This is a genomic window from Streptomyces sp. NPDC003720 (assembly GCF_042875075.1).
In the GTDB taxonomy this organism is placed as follows: domain Bacteria; phylum Actinomycetota; class Actinomycetes; order Streptomycetales; family Streptomycetaceae; genus Streptomyces.
Genome location: NZ_JBIANZ010000005.1, coordinates 462,484 through 480,559 on the forward strand (window position 1 = coordinate 462,484; position 18,076 = coordinate 480,559).

17 protein-coding genes and 2 pseudogenes are annotated in these 18,076 nt (G+C 73.7%); 4 read left to right on the forward strand and 15 right to left on the reverse strand.

Going from position 1 to position 18,076, the window contains the following annotated elements; translation table 11 throughout:
• Positions 1–93 precede the first annotated feature (93 nt).
• Positions 94–321, reverse strand: a pseudogene (locus ACFYU0_RS16665) (pyridoxamine 5'-phosphate oxidase family protein); the annotation flags it as partial.
• On the opposite strand from ACFYU0_RS16665, the pseudogene ACFYU0_RS16670 reads away from it, so the two are divergent.
• Positions 302–727 (forward strand): annotated as a pseudogene (locus ACFYU0_RS16670) (CBS domain-containing protein); the annotation flags it as partial. The pseudogenes ACFYU0_RS16665 and ACFYU0_RS16670 overlap by 20 nt on opposite strands.
• A 222-nt stretch (positions 728–949) precedes the next feature.
• On the opposite strand, the gene ACFYU0_RS16675 reads toward ACFYU0_RS16670, so the two are convergent.
• The 3 genes from ACFYU0_RS16675 to ACFYU0_RS16685 all read right to left on the reverse strand — a co-directional run bounded on the left by ACFYU0_RS16675 (position 950) and on the right by ACFYU0_RS16685 (position 4,275).
• Positions 950–1,987 carry an NlpC/P60 family protein gene (locus tag ACFYU0_RS16675; protein WP_389301629.1) on the reverse strand — a complete coding sequence of 346 codons (1,038 nt, stop codon included), beginning with the start codon at positions 1,985–1,987 and terminating at the stop codon, positions 950–952.
• A gap of 267 nt (positions 1,988–2,254) precedes the next feature.
• Entirely contained in the window at positions 2,255–3,619 is a 1,365-nt protein-coding gene (locus tag ACFYU0_RS16680; RefSeq protein ID WP_389301632.1) for an alkaline phosphatase, read from the reverse strand.
• A gap of 209 nt (positions 3,620–3,828) precedes the next feature.
• Positions 3,829–4,275 (reverse strand): cyclic nucleotide-binding/CBS domain-containing protein, encoded by a 447-nt coding sequence (locus ACFYU0_RS16685; protein WP_389301635.1) that lies wholly within the window; start codon positions 4,273–4,275, stop codon positions 3,829–3,831.
• A 256-nt stretch (positions 4,276–4,531) separates the two neighbouring features.
• On the opposite strand from ACFYU0_RS16685, the gene ACFYU0_RS16690 reads away from it, so the two are divergent.
• The gene (locus tag ACFYU0_RS16690) at positions 4,532–5,437 is read left to right on the forward strand and encodes a universal stress protein (protein ID WP_389301638.1); all 906 of its coding nucleotides are present in this window, start codon (positions 4,532–4,534) and stop codon (positions 5,435–5,437) included.
• 105 nt (positions 5,438–5,542) lie between these two features.
• On the opposite strand, the gene ACFYU0_RS16695 is transcribed toward ACFYU0_RS16690, so the two are convergent.
• Positions 5,543–6,331, reverse strand: coding sequence for an STAS/SEC14 domain-containing protein (locus ACFYU0_RS16695; protein ID WP_389301640.1), 789 nt, complete (start codon positions 6,329–6,331; stop codon positions 5,543–5,545).
• Positions 6,332–6,435: 104 nt separating this feature from the next.
• Positions 6,436–6,837, reverse strand: coding sequence for a metalloregulator ArsR/SmtB family transcription factor (locus ACFYU0_RS16700; protein ID WP_351671197.1), 402 nt, complete (start codon positions 6,835–6,837; stop codon positions 6,436–6,438).
• A gap of 104 nt (positions 6,838–6,941) precedes the next feature.
• Here ACFYU0_RS16700 and ACFYU0_RS16705 point away from each other — a divergent pair, with 104 nt between their 5' ends.
• Positions 6,942–8,918: a heavy metal translocating P-type ATPase gene (locus tag ACFYU0_RS16705; protein ID WP_389301644.1), complete on the forward strand. Its 1,977-nt coding sequence runs from the start codon at positions 6,942–6,944 to the stop codon at positions 8,916–8,918.
• Between the two features lie 143 nt (positions 8,919–9,061).
• Here the strand turns inward: ACFYU0_RS16705 and ACFYU0_RS16710 are convergent, their stop codons facing one another.
• The 5 genes from ACFYU0_RS16710 to ACFYU0_RS16730 form a co-directional block, all read right to left on the reverse strand.
• Positions 9,062–9,523: an ATP-binding protein gene (locus ACFYU0_RS16710; RefSeq protein WP_389301647.1), complete on the reverse strand. Its 462-nt coding sequence runs from the start codon at positions 9,521–9,523 to the stop codon at positions 9,062–9,064.
• Positions 9,524–9,968: 445 nt separating this feature from the next.
• The gene (locus ACFYU0_RS16715; protein ID WP_351671208.1) at positions 9,969–10,934 is read right to left on the reverse strand and encodes a pirin family protein; all 966 of its coding nucleotides are present in this window, start codon (positions 10,932–10,934) and stop codon (positions 9,969–9,971) included.
• Between the two features lie 75 nt (positions 10,935–11,009).
• Entirely contained in the window at positions 11,010–11,363 is a 354-nt protein-coding gene (locus ACFYU0_RS16720; protein ID WP_389301650.1) for a hypothetical protein, read from the reverse strand.
• Positions 11,360–12,049: an RNA polymerase sigma factor gene (locus ACFYU0_RS16725; RefSeq protein ID WP_389301653.1), complete on the reverse strand. Its 690-nt coding sequence runs from the start codon at positions 12,047–12,049 to the stop codon at positions 11,360–11,362. The genes ACFYU0_RS16720 and ACFYU0_RS16725 overlap by 4 nt, the downstream gene beginning before the upstream one ends.
• A gap of 61 nt (positions 12,050–12,110) precedes the next feature.
• Positions 12,111–12,584 (reverse strand): hypothetical protein, encoded by a 474-nt coding sequence (locus ACFYU0_RS16730; protein WP_389301656.1) that lies wholly within the window; start codon positions 12,582–12,584, stop codon positions 12,111–12,113.
• A 320-nt stretch (positions 12,585–12,904) separates the two neighbouring features.
• Between ACFYU0_RS16730 and ACFYU0_RS16735 the strand changes: the two genes are divergently transcribed.
• A complete protein-coding gene (locus tag ACFYU0_RS16735; protein ID WP_351671219.1) occupies positions 12,905–13,261 on the forward strand; it encodes a cupin domain-containing protein in 357 nt (118 codons plus the stop codon).
• Between the two features lie 58 nt (positions 13,262–13,319).
• Here the strand turns inward: ACFYU0_RS16735 and ACFYU0_RS16740 are convergent, their stop codons facing one another.
• The 4 genes from ACFYU0_RS16740 to ACFYU0_RS16755 form a co-directional block, all read right to left on the reverse strand.
• On the reverse strand, positions 13,320–14,669 hold the full coding sequence (locus tag ACFYU0_RS16740) for a VWA domain-containing protein (protein ID WP_389301659.1): 1,350 nt from the start codon (positions 14,667–14,669) through the stop codon (positions 13,320–13,322).
• On the reverse strand, positions 14,666–15,523 hold the full coding sequence (locus ACFYU0_RS16745; RefSeq protein WP_351671225.1) for a MoxR family ATPase: 858 nt from the start codon (positions 15,521–15,523) through the stop codon (positions 14,666–14,668). The genes ACFYU0_RS16740 and ACFYU0_RS16745 overlap by 4 nt, the downstream gene beginning before the upstream one ends.
• Before the next feature lie 98 nt (positions 15,524–15,621).
• Entirely contained in the window at positions 15,622–16,239 is a 618-nt protein-coding gene (locus ACFYU0_RS16750) for an SUKH-4 family immunity protein (protein WP_351671228.1), read from the reverse strand.
• Between the two features lie 60 nt (positions 16,240–16,299).
• Entirely contained in the window at positions 16,300–17,985 is a 1,686-nt protein-coding gene (locus ACFYU0_RS16755; RefSeq protein WP_389301663.1) for a nucleic acid/nucleotide deaminase domain-containing protein, read from the reverse strand.
• Between the last annotated feature and the right edge of the window lie 91 nt (positions 17,986–18,076).

Sequence of the window (18,076 nt, forward strand, 5' to 3'; positions counted from 1 at the left end):
GCCCGAAATCTACTGGTATGACATGGAAATTAGCAATGATCCGCCCCCGGCCGCGCCGCCCCGTCCACCCCTCCCGCGCATCGGGCCGCGCTGTAGGGCGGCGCCGTCGTGGGTGCGGATGACGATGTCGCCGCCGCCCAGGACGCGGTTCACCGGGCGTACCGTCGGCAGCGCGTGCCGGGCGAAGACGATCCGGCCGAAGGGGACGCCGCCCAGCAGCCGCAGGGCCTCGTCGCGGTCCGGTTCGATGGTCCGGCGCGGCCCGTGCGGAGGTGGGGTGGCCTCGCCGGTGGTCGGGGCGGTGACCGTGCCGCCCGTCACCGTGCGTGCCCGGGCCACCGCCGCCGAGGCCGCCCGGACCATGACCGAGAGGGGTGTGGAACGGCTGCCCGTCGTGGACGAGGAGGGCCGGCTGGTCGGCATCGTCGGCCGGCGCGACCTGCTCCAGGTCTTCCTCAGGCCCGACCACGGCATCCGTGACGAGGTGATCGAGGAGGTCCTGCGGCGCGCGCCGTGGCTGCCGCCGCGGGGCGTCGACGTCCTCGTGGTGGAGGGCGTGGTGACCCTCGCCGGCCGGATGGAGCGCAGGAGCGACACGGAGACCGCCGTGTCGACGGCCCGCCGGATCGAGGGCGTGGTGGCCGTGGTCGACCGGCTCGCCTACCGGCTGGACGACTCCCGCCTGCGCGCCCGGCAGGGGCCGTCGGCGTCACCGGCCACCGGCTGAGGAGCGGCGCAGGGCCACGGCAGGCCGCTTACCGCCCCGCGCGGGCGCGCAGGGTCGTGTTGGCGTCGTGGGCCGCCACCTCACCGGCCGTCCGGCGCTGGTGCGTACGGGCCCCGTCACCCATGCCGCGATACGCCACGCAGGATGCCCCGTGGCCGTCGTGCCGCACCGCTGAGCCGGCGGCCGGCCGTCAGGCTGCCGCCGGTCGACGGATGGGACGGGTCAGACCCGGACGCCGAACATGAACGGCCCGCCGATGGTGTCCATCGACTCGTACCGCACCACCGTGCCCGTGCGCGGGGCGTGCAGCACCTGGCCGTTGCCGGCGTAGAGGCCGACGTGGTGCAGGTCGTTGAAGAAGAACACCAGGTCGCCGACCTGGAGCTGGCTGCGGGTGAGACGGGTGCCGATGTTCGCCTGGGCCTCGGAGGTGCGCGGTATGGAGACGCCGGCCTGGGCGTAGGCCCAGGAGGTCAGGCCCGAGCAGTCGTAGGACGAGGGGCCGGTGGCGCCGTAGACGTACGGCGAGCCGATCTTGCTCTGCGCGGCGGAGAAGGCCGCGGCGGCCCGGCCGGAGGCGGAGGAGTCGTTGCCGAGGTCCACGCGGGAGCTGGAGGAGCGGTCGGCGCGCTGCTGCTCGGCGGCGAGGGCCGCCTTCTCCTTGGCCGTCAGGGTGTTGAGCAGCTTCTGCGCCTCGGCGAGCTTGCCCTGGACTTCCTGCTTCTTGTTGCCCAGCTCGGTACGGGTGGAGGCCAGGTCCTTGAGCTTCTCGGTGGCCTCGGCGCGCTGCTGGGCGAGTTCGCGCTGCTTGTCCTGGATCTTCCCCAGTGCCTCGACCTGCTGGGCGCTCAACTGGTCGAGCGTGGAGGCCTTGTCGAGGTAGTCGTCCGGGTCGGCGGACAGGAAGAGCTGGACCGAGGGGTCGATGCCGCCGGAGCGGTACTGCGCGGTGGCCAGCGAACCCAGGCCGTCGCGGAGCTTGTTGAGCTCCTCCTGGCCGCGGGCCACGTTGTCCTGGATGGTGGAGATTTCCTTCTGCAGCTTCTGCTGCTTCTCCTTGGCCCCGTTGTACTTCTCGGTGGCCTGCTCCGCCTGCTCGTAGAGCTTGTCGACCTTCGCCTTGACCTCGTCCTTGCCGAGCTTCTCGCTCGGAGCGGCGTTGGCGGCGTTCGCGCTCAGCGCGACGGCGGCGGCGGCCGCGGTGGTCAGCACGGTGACACGCGTGCGGCTGGGCTGCTTGGGTCGACGGTGGGACGCCACGAGGGACGGTCTCCTTGCTCCTCAGCCGCCTGCCGGGCACGTCGGTGGGCGGGCCCCTCCGCCGTCACTCCGCTTGAGTGATCGCCTGAGCGGGGGCTGGATCATGACCTTAATGACTTTCCTATGGATAGATCAAATGTTTGCATGGCGGTCCGCGTTCGCCGCATGCGGCCCCGGGCGCCGGAAGGGCGTGCCGCCCCGCCGGACGGCACGCCCTCATGTAGGTTGCCCGGCGGGGGAGTTGACGCGCTCCGTCGCCGTGCGGGGTCAGCGCAGGCGCAGCGCCTCGCGGACCGTGGTGAACAGGTCGGTCTGGTCGGTGACGCCGAGGACCCGGTAGGCCATCGGGCCCTGGGCGGCGATCCGGACCTCGGTGCCGGTGTGCTCCTGGGACTGGCCCGGGGTGTTGGTGGAGTAGTTGACCTTGAGCTGCTGGCCCTCGTCGGTGACCAGGGTGGAGGACAGGCCGGGCGGGGTGGCCTCCAGCGGCACGATCTGGCTGGTGTGGCCGTGGTCGGCGGTGGTGACGACCAGGGTGTCGGGGTGCTTGGCCGCGTAGGCGCGGGCGACCTTCACGGCCTTGTCGAAGGCGGCGGTCTCACCGATCTGGCCGCACGGGTCGGCGGCGTGGTCCTGCTTGTCGATCGAGGCGCCCTCGATCTGCAGGAAGAACCCCTGCTTGGAGTGGTTCGTCTTCTGCTTGGCCTCCAGCAGCTGGATCGCCTTCGTGGCGGAGTCGGCGAGGCTGGGGGTGGCGGCCGGGCGGTTCGGGTTGGACGTGACGCACCGCTGCGGGTCCGTGCCGCCGACCGCCACCGCCTTTCCGGTCCACTCGGTGGGCACGTTGCCCGGGGCGAACAGGCCGAGCACCGGCTTGCCCGACTTGGCCGCCTTCATGGACGCGTGGTCCGTGACGACCTGGTAGCCCAGCTTCTTCGCCTGCTCGGTGACCGTCAGGCCCTTGTACCTGCCGTTGGTGACGGTCTGGTCGAAGCGCTGCTTGCCGCCGCCGAGGAGGACGTCGACCTTGTGGTTGACCTCCTGCTCGGCGATCGAGCCCGGACCGCCGGCGGCGACCGTGTCGCCGGGGCACTTGGCCATGTCGGCCGGCCCCTGGCAGGAGCGGTCGGTGGCGTGGGCGGCGAGCACGGCCGGGGTGGCGTCGGTGAGTTCGGCGGTGGTGACGTCGCCGGTGGCGTAGCCGTTCTTTCGCGCCAGCTCCAGCAGCGTCTTCACCGGCCTGTCCGTGCCGGGGGTCTTGGAGATCCGGCCGTTCACCGTCTTCACACCGGTCGCCCAGCCGGTGCCGCTGGCGGCGGAGTCGGTGACGTAGTCCGGGGTGCCGTCGGCGTGCACGGCGTAGGTGGTGTAGGCGCCGGTGAGCGGGAACCTGTCCATGTTCAGGCGCCCGTCGGCGCCCACGGTGTAGTCACGGGCGAGGGTGATCTCGGAGTCGCCCATGCCGTCGCCGATCAGCAGGATGACGTTCTTCGCCTTCCCGTCCTGGATCGCGTTCCGCGCCTGCTCCTTGCCGCTGGACGCGCCGGCGGCGCTGGTGACGGCCACGGCGGCGGTGGTGGCGGTGACCAGCGCGGTCGCGACCGTGAGGCGACGGCGGGTGGCTCTGTGCATGGAATGGCTCCTTGGGGCGTCAGGTGATCGGAAGCGGTCCGACGGGGACCAGATCACCAGGCGCCGGCGAAGCACAGGTGAACCACCGGCCGAGTGCGCGTATCCAGGTCATGACACGCCGTAGGTCATGAACCAGTGGGTGTCGAAGTAGCGGGTCCCCGGTCCGCCCGTGCGGTCGAGGGCCGTCCCCTGCCGGGCGGGACGTGTGCTCACGCCCCGGTCTGCGAGGGAGGCCCCGGCGGCTCCCGCAGCACGCTCCACGCGACCGGGCCCAGCAGATCGGCGAGCCGCCGGAACACGTCGAGGAACAGGTCGTCGATCGTCAGCACGCCCACCGCCCGGCCCCCGTCCAGCACCGGAAGCCGGCGGACCCCGGTGCGGCGGAACGCGCGGTAGGCCGACTGCAGGTCGTCACCGGCCTCGACCGTGACGACGTCCCGCGACATCACCTGGTCCGCCCGGGCGTCCACGCCCAGGCCACCGCCCATGCCGCGCAGGGCGAGGTCGCGGTCGGTGACGATCCCCCGCAGTGCCCCGTCCTCGGTCACGAGGACGGAACCGACGGCCGACCCCGTCATCCGCCGGACCACCTCCGCCAGGCATACGTGCGGGGCGACGCACACCGGGGGAGCGGTCATGATCTCGGCGACCTTCATACGGCGGCTCCTCGCTCTCCGGCGGATCCGGTCAGGGCGGCTGCCCGGTGCCTGGCCGGCGGCCCACCCGAACGGGACGCCCGAGCGCCGTTTCCATGCAATCCCCGGCGTGACGCGCCTGCCAGGGCCATTGGTCCCGAGCGCGGGCGGGCCACGGGCCGGCCGGCGCCCGATGGGGCCGTGTGGCCCCTGCTCCGTCCCGGCGCCACGGCGGCACCCTGGTAACGGATCTCTCCGACAACGGGAGGTGGAGCCGATGTCCCGGACCGTCACCGCAGGACTCGACGATGCGCCCGAGAGCCGGGCCGCGGCCGAGTGGGCGGCGCGCGAGGCGGTGCTGCGCGGCCTGCCCCTGAAGATCGTGCACGTCCAGGAGGAGGCCCCCGGACACGTGGCCCGGATCCCGCTGCCGGAGTTCGAGAGCCGGCAGCGGTGGGCCGAGCGGTGGGCGCGGGAGACCGCGGACGGCATCCGGTTTCGCCATCCGGGCCTCGAGGTGGTCACCGAGCAGCTCACGGGGACCGTGGCCGACGTCCTGTGCGAGGCCGCGGGGTTCGCCGAGCTGCTGGTCCTGGGCTCGCGGGGCCTCGGCGCGCTGGGCGGCTTCCTGGTCGGCTCGGCGAGCCTCGGTGTCGTGGCCCGCGCCGAGCGTCCCGTGGTGCTGGTGCGCGCCGGGGAGCAGGCCGCCGACGAGCACCGGCCGGACGCGGCCGGCGTGCCGTCCGGCGCGGCGCCCTTCCGGCCTGTTGTGCTGGGCCTCGACATCGAGCGTCCGGACGACGCGCCGCTGGAGTTCGCCTTCGACGCCGCCGCCCGCCGCGGCGCCGCGCTGCGCGCCGTGCACGCCTGGCCCGAACCGCCGCCCGCCTTCCCCCGCTTCGCGGGTGACGCCGAACTCCACGACTCGTCCGAGCGCGCGCAGGCCGCCCTGCTGCACAAGGTGCTCCGCCCCTGGCGGCACAAGTTCCCGGACGTCGAGGTGATCGAGGCGAGCCGGTGCGCAAGCGCCGCGCAGGCCCTCGTGGCCGATTCCCGTGACGCCTCCCTGGTGGTCGTGGGCCGGCGCATCCGCACCGGCTCGCTCGGCCCTCACATCGGCCATGTCACGCACTCCGCCCTGCACCACGTCGCCGCGCCCGTCGCGGTCGTCGCGCACGGCTGAGCCGCCGGCCGTGAGGCCGTGGGGCGCCTTCGGCCGGCGAAGCCGCCGGGCCGTCCTCCGGAACCCGCCGCCCGCACCCGGAACCGGACCGGGCGGCCCCCGCGGTCAGTCCGCGGCGGAGACGTCCGGGGCCGGGGCGGCGGGGCCGCGGCCGGCGGGGCCCGAGGCCCAGGCGACGGCCTCCTCGAGTTCGGTGTACTCGAAGCGCCGCACCTCGGCCCGGACGAAGTGGTTCGCGAGGTGGGGTACGAACTCGGCGAACCTGCTGTCGGCCGCCAGCGCGATCCGCCTGACCCTGCGGTGGTGGTCGCGGACGAAACGAACGTGCCGCAGCAGGCTCCTGACGTTCTCCCAGCCGGGGAAGGCGAGCGCGTGCACCACGACGCCCTCCAGCGCGTCATGGGTGTCGAGCCAGTTGTCGACGGTCTTCGCCAGCGCGTCGAAGTCCTGGACGCGCAGCGGCTGATCGACCTCGACCACGACCACCCTGTCCTCCGACCGGAGCTGGTGGGACACACCGGGGCCTTCGGGCAGGGAGGTGAGCCAGCGCAGCGCCTCCTCGCGGTCCGCGCAGCCGTAGACGCGTACCGGACAGGGCATCAGGAAGCTCGTGAGGCGGGTCGACTCCCTGATCCAGCGGACGTCGCTGACGACCGCGCAGCCCTCGAACAGGCGCATGGAGCCGAAGCCCGCCTTGAGGTCGTCCCAGGCGGCGGCCGGCTTGTACGACCGGAACTCCGGGCCGCACTCCCACAGCAGCCGGATACGCCGGCCCTCGCGGCGCGCCTCGTCGAGGAGCGGCTTGATCACGGCTTCGTAGTCGTCCTTCGTCACCGTGCCGATCGCCTTGACCGCGTCGACTCCGGGAGGCGCGTCCTGGGCTCTTTCCAGCATGGCGTTCCCTCTCTCAGGCCGGCCCGGCCCCACCGCTCAGCACCAGTGTGGAGCGCCCGTCCGCCGCGCGCACACCGGCGGCGGGGGTCCGGCCGTGCCGCCGGTCAGCCGCCCGTCAGGCCCGCGCCCTCCGGTTCCGGCTCGGTGCGTGCGGTGGCGTCGGCCAGGCCGAGGCGGAGGTGCTCCACGTGGTGGATGGCCTGGTCGATGAGTTCCGCGACGTGGTTGTCGTACAGCGAGTACACGATCGAGCGGCCCTTGCGGGTGCCGACGACGAGGCCGAGGTTGCGCAACAGGCGCAGCTGGTGGGAGCAGGCGGACTGCTCCATGCCGACCTCGGCGGCCAGCTCGGTCGCGGGCAGCGGGCCTTCGCGCAGGCGGGAGAGGATCAGCAGCCGCGAGGGGGTCGCCAGCGCCTGGAGGGTGGTGGCCACCTTGGCGGCGCCGGCCGCGTCCAGGCTCCTGCGCGGGACGTGTCCCGATGACTGTGCGGCTCCGTGACCCATGCGCTCATGGTAACGGCACCACGAATGAACACATGAATGAGTCTTCATTTATTCTTGTTACGGTGGTGACGTCGGACCCCGCCCACCGTGAAGGACCCGCGCCGATGTCATCCACCCTCACCCGCCCGGCGCCGCCCGGTACCGCCCGCGACGCCGACGCGCCCCGGCGCCGCACCCGGATCCTCGCCCTGCCCGAGGCCCGCTGGGCGGCCGTCGCGCTGGTGCTCTTCCTGGTCGCGCTCCCGCTTTACCTCTCCGGGGCGCCGGCCTGGACCTGGGGCGCGCTCTTCGCGGCCGTGTACGCGGCCGGCGGCTGGGAACCGGGCTGGGCCGGGCTCCGGGCGCTGCGGGAGAAGACCCTGGACGTGGACCTGCTGATGGTGGTCGCCGCGCTCGGCGCGGCGGCGATCGGGCAGGTGCTGGACGGCGCGCTGCTCATCGTCATCTTCGCCACCTCGGGAGCGCTGGAGGCGGTCGCCACGGCCCGCACCGCCGACTCGGTGCGCGGCCTGCTCGACCTCGCGCCCGCCACGGCCACCCGGATCGCCGACGACGGCGCCGAGGAGGCGGTCCCCACCGGGCGGCTCGCGGTGGGCGAGATCATCCTGGTGCGGCCCGGTGAGCGTGTCGGCGCCGACGGCCGCGTGCTGGACGGGGCCAGCGAGGTCGACCAGGCCACCATCACCGGCGAGCCGCTTCCGGTGGCGAAGGAAGCGGGCGACGAGGTGTTCGCCGGCACCCTCAACGGCACCGGCGCCCTGCGGGTGAAGGTCGAGCGGGACCCGTCCGACTCGGTGATCGCCCGGATCGTGGCCATGGTCGAGGAGGCCTCGGAGACCAAGGCCCCGACCCAGCTCTTCATCGAGAAGGTCGAACAGCGCTACTCCATCGGCATGGTGGCCGCCACCCTGGCGCTCTTCGTGCTCCCGCTCGTCTTCGGAGCCGCGCTCCAGCCCACGTTGCTGCGGGCCATGACCTTCATGATCGTCGCATCGCCCTGCGCGGTGGTGCTGGCCACCATGCCGCCGCTGCTGTCCGCCATCGCCAACGCCGGCCGGCACGGCGTGCTGGTCAAGTCGGCCGTGGTCATGGAACGCCTCGGCCAGGTCGACGCGGTCGCGCTCGACAAGACGGGCACCCTGACCGAGGGCGCCCCGCAGGTGACCGGCGTACGTCCCCTGGCCGCCGCCGGCCTGACGGAGGACGAGGTGCTGCGGTTCGCCGCGGCGGCCGAACACCCCAGCGAGCACCCGCTGGCCCGGGCGGTCGTCGACGCCGCCCGCGACCGCGGTCTGTACATCCCCCCGGCGGAGGACTTCGGCTCGGCGCCCGGCACCGGCGTGAGCGCCACCGTCGAAGGCAGGACCGTCGCGGTCGGCAGCCCGGCCCGCCTGTCGGGCGGCCGCACGGACCAGCCCGCCATGGCCGTGGCGGCCGAGTGGGAGCGGGAGGGCCGTACGGCCGTGCTCGTCACCCTCGACGGCGAGCCGGCGGGGGTCCTGGGCGTCGCCGACCGGCTGCGCGACGAAGCCGCCGCCACCGTCACGGCCCTGGGCGGGCTGACGGGGACCTCCCCGGTCCTCGTCACCGGCGACAACCCGCGCGCGGCGGCCCGGCTCGCCGCCGAGGTCGGCATCACCGACGTCCGCGCCGGGCTGCTGCCGCAGGACAAGGTGACGGCGGTACGGGAGCTGGAACGGGCCGGGCGGAAGGTGCTGGTGGTCGGCGACGGCGTCAACGACGCCCCCGCGCTGGCCGCCGCCCACACCGGCATCGCCATGGGCCGCGCCGGTTCCGACCTCGCCCTGGAGACCGCCGACGCGGTCGTGGTCCGTGACGAACTGGCCACCGTCCCCGCGGTCGTCCGCCTGTCCCGCCGGGCGCGCCGCCTCGTGGTGCAGAACCTGGTCATCGCCTCGGTGTTCATCACCGGCCTGGTCGTCTGGGACCTGGCCGGGACCCTTCCGCTGCCGCTGGGCGTAGCGGGTCACGAGGGCTCCACCGTCATCGTGGGTCTCAACGGCCTGCGACTGCTCGCCGACGGCGCCTGGCGCCGTGCCCGGACCGGGATGGAGCGGTAAGCGGGGCGGCGAGCGCGCCGGAGTGGGGGCGGCCGCCCCGCCCAGAGGCGGGCGGACGCGGCTCACCCGAGACGTGGGGAGCCGAGCCCGCGGATGCCCGCCGGCCGGTGGGGACCCTCACCCGACCGGTATCGGCCGCCTGATCACCTCGCCCGTCGGGGTTCCGCGTCGTCGAGGGCGACGGCGGCCCTGACCAGCTTGCCCTGGGGCTCCCGGCGCATCTCGAAGCTCCGGCACGCCGCCATGACGATCTCCAGCCCGTGCTGACCGACCCGGCCCGGATCCGGTTCCCGCACCGTCGGAAGCGAAGAGCCGCTGTCCCGCACGATCACCTCGACGGCACCCGCACGGGCCTGGATCGTCAGCAGACACGGTCCCGGAGCGTACTTGCGGGCGTTGGTCACCAGCTCACTCACCACCAGCTGCACCACGTGCAGCACGCGTTCGGACACCGCGACGCCGTGCACGGCGGTGAGGTCGGCCAGGAAGGAACGGGCCAGAGCGCGAGCCTCCGCGATCTGCGCATCGCTCCCGAAGGCGGCGGCGACCGCCAACGGCCGCCTGCCCGGCGACCGCCGGCTCTGTTCCCCCGGCGTCCTATCCATGCCAACGGCCCCCGCTCCCGCGCGTCTTCACCACGTGTACACCGACGGCCCTCGGAACCCGCCGTTCCCCCGGCTTCGGCGAGGGGCACGCACGCGCCGCCATGACACCGGGGCACCGCCACGGCCGAGCGGGCCGGCGGAACGGCGGGGACGGCGCGGGGACCTGAGAGACATGGAAACCTTCAAGGCGCGACGAAGACGTCGCCGACCAGGCTTCCCGGCACACCACCCGCCCCAACAGCATGGCGAGCCAACGGCATTGTAACGGCGCACCACTGATCGGCACAGGCAGGGTCGGGTGGAGGGGGCAAGGGGGTCGGTGGCCGCGCGGTGCGGAGACGCGGATGTCCCGCGCGCCCGACGCGCACGGGACGGCTCACGCCTGCTGCGCGACCGGCGCGGCGCCCGTCGACTCGCGCGGCGGGCTCATGAGCCACCGCCCCGGTCAGCGCACCCGTCCGCGCGGCTTCAGCGGCACCGGGGGCAGCTCCGGCGCGGACAGCGGGCGCCCGTCGTAACCCGTCACCTCGCCGAAGCGGGTGCCGTTCGTCCAGTCCTCGCGGGCCTGTTCGATCTCCGCCTGGGTGCGCGCGACGAAGTTCCACCACATGATCAGCTCCTCGGCGAACGGCTCGCCGCCCAGCAGCATGATCCCGGCGTCCGACTCGGCGCGCAGGGGGAGTTCGGCGCGGCCGCAGCCGAGGTAGAGCATCGAGCCCGGCAGGACCGGCACGCCGTCCACGTTCACCTCGCCGGACATGGCCAGCACGCCGTACTCGAAGTCGGGGTTCAGAGGCAGGCGTACGTCGGCGCCCCGGGTGAGGCCCAGGTCGGCGCCGACGATCGGGGTGAACGCCGTGCCGGGGGAGGACGCTCCGTCGAGCTCGCCGAGGATCACGGTGGCGGTGAGACCGGGCGCGGTGACCTGGGGCAGCTCGGCGTGGTACTCGAACCTCGGCTCCGTGTGGCGGTGTTCGTCGGGGAGCGCGACCCAGAGCTGCGCTCCGTGCAGGAAGCGGGCGTGCGACCGGGGGCTCTCCTCGGAGTGGCTGATCGCCCGGCCCGAGGTCATCAGGCCGAGCTGCCGGGGACCGATGGTCTGCAGGCTGCCGGTGGAGTCGCGGTGCAGCACCTCGCCCTCGTGCAGCCAGCTCACCGTCTGCAGCCCGATGTGCGGGTGCGGCGGCACCTGCATACCGGGCTCGTCGGCGATGTCGTCGGGGCCGTAGTGGTCGACGAAGGCCCAGGCGCCGATCATGCGCCGGCCCAGGTTGGGCAGCAGCCGGCGCACCTCGGTGGACTCGCCCAGCTTCACTCGGCGAGGGCTCAGCAGTTCGCGGACGGGCTCGGCGACGACGAATCCGCGGCCGCCGCACACACTCGGTACCGGCGCACGGTCAAGATTGCTCATGCGGCACAACCTAGCCGCCCCGGAGCCGGGACGCAGACAGACCCGTGCCCCGGCACCCGGTGGGGCTGCCGGGCGCTACGGCGTGGCGCTGCCCGGGCTGCTCGGGGACGGCCGGGCCGGTGACGGGGGGACGGTGGTGGGCACGGGTGCCGGGGTGCCGGTCGCGGGCCTGGGGGAGCGGGCCGGCTCGGCCGGGCGGGGCCGGTCGTCCCGGACGGTGAGGAACACCAGGGCGGCCACCGCGGCCAGCGCGAGCAGGCCCGCGACGACACGGCGTACCGGCAGCCGCCGGGCGTGCGTCGCGGACGGCGGGCGCGGTGCCCGTAGGTGGGCCGGGCCGACGGACTCGGCGCGCGCGGCGAGGGCGGCCCGCAGCCGTTCCTCGACCCGCGCCGGCGCGGTTCCCGTCCCGGCGGGGGAGTCGTTCATCGCAGACCCTCCAGGCGTCGGCCGAGGGCGTCCAGGGCCCTGCTGGCCGTGGACTTCACGGCGCCCCGCGACAGACCCAGCGTCGCCGCGATCTGGGCCTCGGTCAGGTACGACCAGTAGCGCAGCACCAGCACCTCGCGCTGCCGCGGGGTCAGCGTCCGCAGGGCCGCCAGCACCTCCCGGTGGTCCTCGTGCAGCAGGACGTCCTCCTCCGGCGGCGGCGCGTGCCCCTCGGGTTCGGGGACGTGCGCCCGCACGGTCCTGCGCCGCCGCAGCACCGAGCGGGCGCCGTTGACGACGCTCGTGCGCAGGTAGGCCTCCGGGTCGTCGAGGGAGCCGAGGCGGTGGCCGTGGCGGCGGAACAGCGCGGTGAAGGCGTCCTGGACGACGTCCTCGGCCGTGGGCAGGTCGTCGACCAGCAGCACCGCCAGGCGCACCAGGGAGAGCCGGCGGTGGTGGTACAACTCCTCGATGCCCGGCGGGACCTCGGCGGCGGCCCGCCCCGGTGCGCCGATGCCGGCGCCGCGGCCGGGCGGCGCCGGGGCTGCCGGGCCCCCGGCGCGGACGCGGGCCAGCAGACGGGCGCGCAGCGGCGCGAGCCGGGACGCCGGGCGGCTCCGCCCGCGCGCCGGAATGCGGAACGGGCCCCGGACGAGGGGTCCCGCCGGAGGTGTGGCTGTGGTCATGGATCTCCCGGCCGGTGTGCGGGGAGCCCGCCTAAGCGGCTCCCCGCACACCGGCGCTGCCTCAGTGGTGCGGTGGAACCGGCGCGGGCGTGGCGAGCCGGCTCGCCGGAACCGGACTCGGCGACGCCGTCCGGTGGCCGTGGTGCGGCGCCGGGACCGGCTTCGGGGTGCCCGGACGCGTGGGGGAGGGCACGGGGGTCGGGGCCTTCGCGCCCGGCGCCGACGGCACGGGGGCCGGCGTGTGCGGGCTGGACGGCACCGGGGTCGGGGCGGACGTGGGCGGGTGCGACGGCGTCGGGACGGGCTTCGGCGTCGGCGGCCGGGTCGGGGACGGCACGGGCGTGGGCGTCGCGTGGCCGCCCGCCGGCGCCGGCGCGGTGGTGGCGCCGGAGCGGGCGGCGGGCCGGGCGTCGCCCTGCACCGCCTGGGCGGTGACGGCGCCGCCCACGGCGAGGGCCGCGCCGACGGCGGAGACCCCCAGGACGGTGCGCAGCCCGCGCTTGCGGCCGGGGCGGGGGGATTGCTCTGTGGACATGGGTTCCTTCGGTCGCTCGGGTCGGACGTGGCTCGAAGTGGAGGCCTCCACCCGGACAGACGTCCGACCCCGGACGAGGTTGCACCCTGCGGCCGGGCAATTCTCCGCTCGCCCCCCGGGTGCGCCGGCACAGCCAGTCCGGCGGCTCGGCGCGGGCCCGCCGCGGAGTGGGACCGTCGATTGACGGCCCCCGCGGGGCGGGCCGACGATGGGGGGCGAGGGGTGCGGCCGCCGCCAATGTGCTGCCGGTGCCGTCCGTGGCCGCCGGGGACGGGGGCCGGCCCCGGCCGTGGTGAGCGGCCGGAAGGGAGGACACCGTCATGCTGGAAGTGAAGACGGTCGACAAACCCGACGAGCGGCGTGACTTCCCCCGCGGCCACCTCGAAGCCCTGCATCTGACCGGGCTCGACTTCGCGGTGGGCACCTTCGAACCGGGCTGGCGGTGGTCGGAGTCCGTGGGACCGATCGCGGGCACCGCGAGCTGCATGGTCCACCACAACGGCTATGTGGTCCAGGGACGGATGCACCTGCGGATGGACGACGGCGGCGAGAGCGAGGTCGGCCCCGGGGACGTCTTCGTCTGCCCGCCCGGCCACGACGCCTGGGTGGTGGGTGACGAGCAGGTCGTGGTGTTCGACTTCGCCGGGACGATGGCGAACGAGTACGCCAGGGGCTGAGCGGAGCACGCCGAGGGCCACGGGGCACACCCCGTGGCCCTCGGCGTGCGGCCCCGCGTCACACCGGAAGCAGCCTGGCGATCAGCGCGCCGAGCTGCCGGGCCGTACGGCACTCGTGCATCTCCACGAGAGCGGCGTAGGCGGGCGCCGCCGAGTCGCCGGTGCCCCACTGGGCGCGCGGCTCGGGGTTCAGCCAGTGCACGCCGCGGGCGCGGCGGGCGAGTTCCCGGACGGCGGGCAGGTTCGGGTCGCTCATGTTCGTCCGGGCGTCCCCGAGCACGAACACCGTCGTCCGGGGGCCGACCGCCGCGCCGTACCGCTCGGTGAACTCGCCGAGCGCGACGCCGTAGTCGCTGCTGCCGTGCCAGCCGGTCAGCGTGGCCTCCGCGCGGATCCGGGCGCCGAGCCCGTCCGGGTCCGCCCGGCCGTGGGCGAGCAGCCCGGTCACCTCGTCGAGCCGGTTGACGAAGGCGAACACGCGGATCTTGCTGAACTGGTCGTGCAGCGCCTGCACCAGCAGCATCGTGAAGTCCGAGAACCCCGACACCGAGCCCGACACGTCGCACAGCAGGACCAGTTCGGGCCGTACCGGACGGCGCCGGCGCAGCACCGGCCGCATCGGCACCCCGCCCGTGGACAGCGAGGAGCGCAGCGTGCGCCGCAGATCGACCGTGCCGCGCGCGGCACGGCGGCGGCGCGCGGCCAGCCGGGTGGCCAGCTTCCGCGCCAGCGGCCACACCACCCTGCGCAGCTCGGCGAGCTGGTCGCGGTGGGCGTACAGGAAGTCCACCCGGTCCGCGGTCGGCGCCACGGCCCGCCGGGCGATCTCGTCCCGGCCGCGCCGCTCGGCGACCCGGCGCCGGGCCTCCGCCCCGACCAGCCGGCGGAACTCCTCGATGCGGCGCCTGATCTCGTCGTCCAGCAGCCGGTCCGCGAAGCCCGTGCCGCCGTCCCGCGCCCGTACGTCGGCCCGTACCCGGGCCAGCAGGGTCTGCGGCCGGAGCCGGTCGAGCGTCTGGTGCGCCGACCAGCCGTCCGATCCCGCTGAGCCGCCGTATCCGCCGAAGCCGTCGACCGCCTCCGCCGCCAGCCGGGCCAGCAGCGCCGGATCGCCCGCCGCCAGCGCCCGTGCGAGGCGGTCGCGCAGCTCCTCCCGGTCCGCCGGCGCCCGCTCCGGGCCGCCCACACCGCGCGGGAAGTACAGGTCGAAGACCGGGTCGAACACGGCCCGCTGGGCCGGGCCGTGCAGCAGGGTCGCGGCCAGTCCCTCCCGCAGCAGCTCCCGGTCGCCGAAACCGAGGGCCTCGACGGCGAGGGCCGCGTCGACCGTCTCCCCGGTGCCGATCCGCACGCCGTGCGCGCGCAGCGCGCCGACCAGCCCGGTGATCCGGTCCCCGGCACCGGTCACAGTGCTTCCAGGTCCAGCTTGGCGGCCGCCTTCAGCACGTCGTCCTGGTGCTTGAGGAGCACGCCCAGGGTGTCCCGTACGACCGTCTCGTCCAGCGTGTCCGCGCCCAGGGCCAGCAGGGTCCGCGCCCAGTCGACGGTCTCCGCGACGGACGGCGCCTTGCGCAGGTCCATCGCCCGCAGCGCCCCGGCCACCCGGACCACCGACCCGGCCAGCGCCGCGTCCAGCCCCGGCACCTTCAGGGCCACGATCCGCCGCTCCAGTTCCTCCTCCGGGAACCCGATGTGCAGGAAGAGGCAGCGGCGGCGCAGCGCCTCGGACAGCTCGCGGCCCGCGTTGGAGGTGAGCACGACGAAGGGACGGCGGGTCGCGGTGACCGTGCCCAGTTCGGGGACCGTCACCTGGAAGTCGCTGAGCACCTCCAGCAGCAGGCCCTCCATCTCGACGTCGGCCTTGTCGATCTCGTCGATCAGCAGGACCGTCGGCTCCTCGCCGCGGATCGCGGTGAGCAGCGGGCGGGGCAGCAGGAACTCCTCGCTGAAGATGTCGGTACGGGCCTCGTCCCAGCTCTCGCCGCGGCCCGCGCTGATCCGCAGCAGCTGCTTGGCGTGGTTCCACTCGTACAGGGCCCGGGACTCGTCGACGCCCTCGTAGCACTGCAGCCGGACCAGCCGGGCTGCGGCGACCTCGGCGACGGCCTTGGCCAGCTCGGTCTTGCCGACCCCGGCGGGCCCCTCCACCAGCAGCGGCTTGCCCAGCCGGGCGGCGAGGAAGGCGGTCGTGGCGACGGCGGGCGAGGCGAGGTACCCGGTCTCGGCGAGGCGGGCGGAGACGTCGTCGACGGACGTGAACAACGGGGCCTCCGGCGGGTTCGGGGAACGGCGTCCGTCACTATCTAAGCGCTTGTTCAGCGCTCCTGTCACGTGCTCCCGCCCCGCTCACCCGCCGGCGGTCACCGGTGGCGCGAGCGGGCCGCCGCGCTGTCGCCCCTGAAGCGCTGGCCCATGGCGATCTCGTCGCCCACCACCGACCAGACGGTCTCGTCGTCCTGGAAGGGGAGCGGGTCGACGTCGCTCGTCTCCTCACGGACGCGGTCGACCTCGCCGTCGAGGCGCTCGAAGTCGGCCTCCTCCTCGTCCTCGTCGCCGCTGAAGGTGAACTCGTCGAGCAGGCGCTGGAAGCGGAGGGTGACCTGGACGAGGGACGAGACGTCCGTGTGGAGTTCCCGCACCGTCTCCTCGTCCGGGTCGAAGGCGTACACCTTGCCCGAGACGGGGTCGAGGGCGAGGTGCGCGTTGAGCAGCCAGCCGATGACGGGCCAGTCGCCCGCGTTCTCCTCGGCGTCCTCGAAGTCCTCGACGTGGACGACGTCCCGGACGAGGGGCAGCAGCCCGTCCTCCTCGTCGGGCTGACGCAGCAGGAGCGTCCGGGTGGGGACGCCGACGGTCTGCAGGAGGCGGGCGCCCTCGGTGTCCGCGGCGGCGGGCGGGAAGGCGGCGGCGGGCACGGTCGCGATGCGGTCCTCGCCGAAGATCTCGACGAGTTCGCCGCGGGTGACGTCGAAAAGCACTTCCGGTACTCCGAACTCGGTGGCGCCGGGCGCCGTGGATTTCCTGGCCGTCCCGCCCTGCTAGGGAAGGAACTTGCGGTCCGAGGGCGAGAGGTTCATCACCGTATCAGTGCGCCCTCCGGCGGCACCGTGCTGGTCCCACTGGTCCTCCAGCCACGCGACGTAGGCGCGGTGCTCCCGGTCCTTCTTGTACTTGCTCAGCTCCTTGCCGTCCGGCCCCTTCTCGGACTGGTCGTACTTCGCGCTGTGGCTGACCTCGAGATGGTCGGGGAACTCCCTCGCCAGATACTTGTCGCACTTGGGATTCTTCTGGCAGGGCTCGCGTTCCGTGTAGAGGTGACTGACGTTGCCCTCGTGGCCCTTCTTTATCAGCGGGTGCCCGATGGACCGTTCGGAGTGCGCCTTGCCGCTGGCGCCGACCAGGATGAACCGGTTCCCCTTGCCGTCGTCGTACAGCGCCGAGGCGTAGTTGCCGCCCGAGACGTAGGAGTCGGGGCGTTCGGAGCGGTTGGCGTAGCGGCCGAGCTGGGTGGCGCGGGCCAGCTCGGTGGAGCCGGGCGCGACCTTCTTGGAGTCGACCCGCTCGCCGTTGCTGGGCTTGTCCTTGCGCTGCTTCTCGTCCTTGTGGTTCCACGGGTACCAGGCCTTGTCGCCGAGTACCTGGTTCACGCCGGAGGAGTCGCCGTGGTGGACGGGGCTGGTGGTGCCGTCATGGTGCAGTTGGCGTACCGAACCGTCGTCGCTGAGCAGGTACATGGGCGTGTCGCCGTCCCGCTTGACCTTCTTGACGTCGACCTTGTCGGCCTCGTCGCCGACGTCGTGGTCCTTGCGCTTCTGGTGCCGGGAGGCGGCCTTCACACGTTCCGGGATGGTGTCGGAGACGTGGGTGGTCACCTTCTTGGCGGCCTTCTCCATGCCGTCGATGGCGCCCTCGAGAATGCCGTCGAAGGCCTTGGTGAAGACGTCCTTGCCCTTGGTCTTGTGGAAGGAGTGCTTCGACTTGCCCAGGTGGATCCCGGACTGGCTGCCCATGTCGCTGCCGTGGCGGGAGACCTTGCCGGCGCCGTCCTCGAACTCGACGTGGTCGATGACCGTCTTCTTGCCCCCGCTGCCCGAGCCGCCGGTGTCGCCCGCGGAGGCGAGCTGCATACCGCCCGGCTTGTCACCGGGGTTGAAGGCTCCCTCGGCGAGGTCGAGGACCATGTCGGAGACGAGCTCCTGGAGTTTGCCCGTGACGGGCTCGGTGACCTTGGCGACGAGCGCGTCGACGATCTGGTCGACCGCCTCGTCGATGAGCCGCTTCACGATGGTGCGCATCAGCGCGATCTCACCGGCGGCGGCCGCGGCGGAGATGCCCAGGGTCACCGGAGCGGCGGCGAGTTCGGCGACGATCGTGCCGGCGAGCACACCGAGTTCGACGCCCGCCTTGACCTTCATGCCGCGGATGATCTGGCCGACGCCGTCACAGGCGTCCGCGAACAGCCGCGCCACCTCGGGAATCTTCTCCAGGTGCCGGGTCTTCACATGCGACCAGTGCTTCTGCATGGAGTCGACGGCCCAGCCCTCGGAGGAGGACAGGATGCGGCTCACGGCCTTGTGCGCCTCACCGCCGTGGCCCTCGAACTCCTCGGCGAACTCCCGCATGGACGTCGCCATCTCGAAGTAGTCGTCCTCGTCGACATTGGGCCAGTTGACCCCGATGAGGTCGAGTGCCTCGTCGATGATGCTCGGCAGTACCAGACCCATGGCCGCGTGCTCCGTCCCCCGTCAAGTACCGGCTGTCCCGTCCCAGCCAACGGGACAGGTTGTCAGGTACACAAGAGTAAACCGGCCGCGT